This window comes from Bacillus hominis (assembly GCF_018332515.1).
GTDB classification, from domain to species: domain Bacteria; phylum Bacillota; class Bacilli; order Bacillales; family Bacillaceae_G; genus Bacillus_A; species Bacillus_A hominis.
In genome coordinates this window covers 1-4,160 of the sequence record NZ_BOQD01000183.1, presented here as the reverse complement: position 1 = coordinate 4,160, position 4,160 = coordinate 1, and the positions used below count along the sequence as shown (strand labels likewise).

The window sequence follows — 4,160 nt, the reverse complement described above, 5'->3', positions numbered from 1 at the left end:
TTTCTATCCAATGAATTATAATTAAATTACAAATTTTCAAACTAAAAGGAGACTTACTATGGCACTAGCAATGAAAACAAACTGTCAAATTTGCGATCATTCCCTCGAGCAAGATTCCGAAGCTTACATTTGTGTGTATGAATGTACATTTTGTGCACCATGCACAGAAGAAAGACAAAACGTTTGTCCAAACTGCGGCGGCGAGTTAGTACGTAGACCGAAAAAGAAACAGTAAAAAGCAAAGCGTTATCGCTTTGCTTTTTCTATCCTCTATTTTAGGGTATATGAAATTATAACGTCATTTCTACATGAATTGAGTTTCAATCCCTCTCACAAGCTAAACATTTAAAAATTTAACACAAACAGGCTCTGGTACAACAACATCAGATTGTAACAACGTTAACTTCCCTGTAGATTCATCTCTTGAAAATAGTACAAGATTATGCGACTTTTCATTTGTAGCAACAAGAAACTTTTCAGTAGGATCTAATACAAAGTCCCTCGGCCAATTTCCTTCTGTATATGTATGTTCAACAAATGTAAGCTGACCTGAATTTTGATCCACGCCGAAAACAGCAATACTATTATGGCCACGATTCGCTGCATACACAAAGTGGCCGTCAGAAGAAATATGAATAGCACTCCCTTGACTATTTTCATCAAATTCTTCTGGGACGGTAGAAATATACTGTAATTCTGTAAAAGCCCCTTCTTCCGAATGATATGTTAGCACAATGACTTCTGAACTAAGTTCCGTCATCACATAGGCGTACTTTCCATTCGGGTGAAAAGTAATATGTCTTGGACCACTTCCTGGATTCACAGACAAGCTATTCACTTCTATTAATGTACTATCTTTCATTTCATATGTAATTAATTTATCAATTCCTAAATCAACACCTACCACATATTTTTCGTCAGGAGTATATCCCGCGTAATGTGCATGTGGTTTTTCTTGTCTTTCTTTATTCGGCCCCGAACCTTCATGTGTAATAATAGAGGAAGCAGAATTTACCGTCCCATTTTCTTCATTTATTACAAAAGACTCAATCGTTCCTTTATGGTAATTTGCTGTAACTACTATACGATTTTTACTATCAACACTAATATGACAAGGAGACGCACCTTCTACTATTTGTCTGTTTTCTGCCTGAAGCTCTCCGGTATGACTGTCAATCGAATAAGCAGCTACACCACCAGATTCTCCTTCCTTTACAACAGAATAGAGATATTGATTATTTCGGTTAATGGTTACATATGTAGGGTTATCCAGCTTGGCCGCAAGTGTTACATTACTAATTTTTTTCGCTTCTGTGTCTAAAGTAAAAGTATATATTCCTTCACTATTTTCTTTCGTGTAAGTTCCAACATATCCAATAAACTTTTTGTTATCCTTCATTTTCATAACCCTCTCTCCCTATATTTTCCGCACATCGTACTTCTTAAAATATTTTATGTTGAAAGAGTATCCTAAAAAATTGGAGTACCTCTTTATACGTTACCATATTTTCCTGCTAAATAGCTTTTAAACCCACTTTTTTTGATAAGTTGCTATACTTTCATATTCTTCTTCCAAGTGACGGGACAGACGAATATATATTGGCGCTAAATCTTTATATTTTTCCACACTTTCCACGTTTGGTTCATGGTGGAAATTCGCACCTACCATTTCAGAAACTACGTGTAATGTATCTACTTCACCTAAGCTATATAAACCAAGAATCGCAGCTCCTAAGCAAGAGCTTTCGAAACTTTCCGGAACATATACGTCTTGATGAAAAATATCCGCCATCATCTGTCTCCAAAGTTCCGACCTTGCAAAACCACCTGTCGCTTGAATTTTTTTCGGTTCTCCAATTAGCTCTTTTAAAGCAAGAAGAACGGTATACAGGTTATAAATGATCCCTTCTAAAACAGCACGAATAAAATGTTCTTTCTTATGATGCAATCCAAGTCCAAAGAAAGACCCTCGTGCATTGGCGTTCCATAAAGGTGCTCTTTCGCCCGCTAAATATGGATGAAATAATAAACCATCAGATCCAGGATTCACTTTTGCTGCTATTTCCGTAAGCACTTCATATGGATCTTTTCCTAAACGCTTCGCATGCTCAACTTCTAACGTACATAATTGATCACGAACCCACCTAAAAATCATACCACCGTTATTAACCGGTCCACCAATTACCCAAAGATCCTCAGTTAACGCATAACAAAAAGTCCTACCCTTCGGATCCGTTACAGGATGATTTGTTACAGCTCGCACTGCACCGCTCGTACCAATTGTAATAGCAACTACTCCAGGTTCTATTGCATTCACACCTAAATTCGATAGTACCCCATCACTCGCCCCTACTATAAAGGGAGTAGAAACAAGTACATTCATCTCTTTTGCAAGTTCTTCATCTAACCCTCTTAAGCTGTGCGTCGTTGGAACGAGTTTTGAAAGCTCTTCATCTGTAATTCCTGCAACACGAAGAGCTTCCTCATCCCATTTTAAAGATTTTAAATTGAACATTCCTGTTGCTGATGCTATAGAATAATCGATTACATATTCGTTATATAACTTATAAAAAACATACTCTTTAATAGAGATGAATTTATAGCTTTTTGCGAACAATTCAGCATGCTCATTCTGTAGCCAAACTAATTTCGAAAGTGGTGACATAGGATGAATTGGCGTTCCCGTACGAAGATAAATTTCATGACCATTCATATCATTCTTTATTTTCTCTGCCCAGCTTACGCTTCTATTATCCGCCCAAGTAATACATTTCGTTAATGGATTCCCCTCTTCGTCTACAGCAATGACACTATGCATTGCCGAACTAAAAGAAACACAAAGAATATCAACTGGCTGCACATTACTTGATTGTATCGTTTCTTTAATCGTATGTATGACCGCTTGAAAAATCTCTTCTGGATCTTGTTCTGCTATTTCTGGCGTGGAAGAATATAGAGGGTATTCAATCCAATGGCTTGCGATAACAGATCCATCAATTGAAAATAAAACTGATTTTGTACTAGTTGTTCCAATATCTACACCGATCATATATTTCGAGCTCACCATGTAACCCCTTTCAAATTATTCCTATAACAAAAGAGCACTCTGATTTTGATTTATACAAAAAAGACTCTCCCTTATGAGAGCTACGTTTTAATAAACTATCCTCTCATAAGGGGGTCCTTCTCATAACCATTGTGCTATTCTGAGTTCCTTTTCATATTGCTGCTTTTACGTAATAAGATGCCAAACTCGAGATTAAGTTTATAGGATGAAGTTACATAGAGATTGGCCCTCTCATGAAAAAGAAATTGATGAAACTTTACTTCATTATAACTTAGGCGCTTTCGCCCAATCCGCAGCAAACTTTTCAATACCTTGGTCCGTTAATGGATGCATAGCAAGTTGTTCAATTACTTTATAAGGAATTGTTGCAATGTGAGCACCTGCCAGCGCTACACGAGTTACATGGTCTGGGTGTCTGACAGAAGCCGCAATGATTTGTGTATCTAATTGATGAATATCGAATAATTCAGCAATTTTAGCAACTAATAGTACGCCATCTTCAGAAATGTCATCTAAACGACCTAAAAATGGAGAAACGTACGTTGCACCTGCTCGAGCAGCTAAAAGAGCTTGGTTCACAGTGAAAATAAGGGTAACGTTCGTTTTAACACCTTTTTCAGTAAGGTAGCGACAAGCTTCTAATCCTGCTAACGTCATCGGAAGTTTTATCGTGACGTTTTTATCGCCACCATTAATTTTAATTAATTCTTCTGCTTGAGCTATCATCTCTTCAGCTGTAACAGCATCTGGCGTTACTTCTGCCGAAACAGATTCAACTTTAGGTACTGCCTGACAAATTTCTGCGATACGGTCTTCAAACTTAACGCCCTCTTTTGCTACTAAAGAAGGATTCGTTGTAACACCAGCTAAAACTCCAAGTTTATATGCTTTTTTTATGTCCTCAAGATTTGCAGTATCAATAAAAAACTTCATGATCAATTCCCTCCATTTTGTTAAGCATTAACGAGTTATTATTTTAGGATCTTTATCCCGCATTAACGGGCAGTAAGACCCCCATCTCAAAATTTAGCGAAGCAAAGAAGTTAGGGTGGGGGTCGGGCTTCCCGTAAAAGCCCGATTGGTGAAGGCTAAT

4 protein-coding genes are annotated in these 4,160 nt (G+C 37.4%); 1 reads left to right on the top strand and 3 read right to left on the bottom strand.

Features of this window, described 5'->3' with window-relative positions:
- Window positions 1–58 precede the first annotated feature (58 nt).
- Complete coding sequence (locus tag KI356_RS18155; RefSeq protein ID WP_002120983.1) at window positions 59–235, top strand: DUF1272 domain-containing protein; 177 nt, start codon at window positions 59–61, stop codon at window positions 233–235.
- Window positions 236–337: 102 nt separating this feature from the next.
- On the opposite strand, the gene KI356_RS18150 is transcribed toward KI356_RS18155, so the two are convergent.
- From KI356_RS18150 to fsa, 3 genes are all read right to left on the bottom strand, one after another.
- Window positions 338–1,399 carry a lactonase family protein gene (locus KI356_RS18150; RefSeq protein ID WP_212936065.1) on the bottom strand — a complete coding sequence of 354 codons (1,062 nt, stop codon included), beginning with the start codon at window positions 1,397–1,399 and terminating at the stop codon, window positions 338–340.
- A 126-nt stretch (window positions 1,400–1,525) separates the two neighbouring features.
- Window positions 1,526–3,067, bottom strand: coding sequence for a gluconokinase (gene gntK / locus KI356_RS18145; RefSeq protein WP_212936064.1), 1,542 nt, complete (start codon window positions 3,065–3,067; stop codon window positions 1,526–1,528).
- Window positions 3,068–3,331: 264 nt separating this feature from the next.
- A complete protein-coding gene (gene fsa, locus KI356_RS18140; RefSeq protein ID WP_060631636.1) occupies window positions 3,332–4,000 on the bottom strand; it encodes a fructose-6-phosphate aldolase in 669 nt (222 codons plus the stop codon).
- Window positions 4,001–4,160 lie beyond the last annotated feature (160 nt).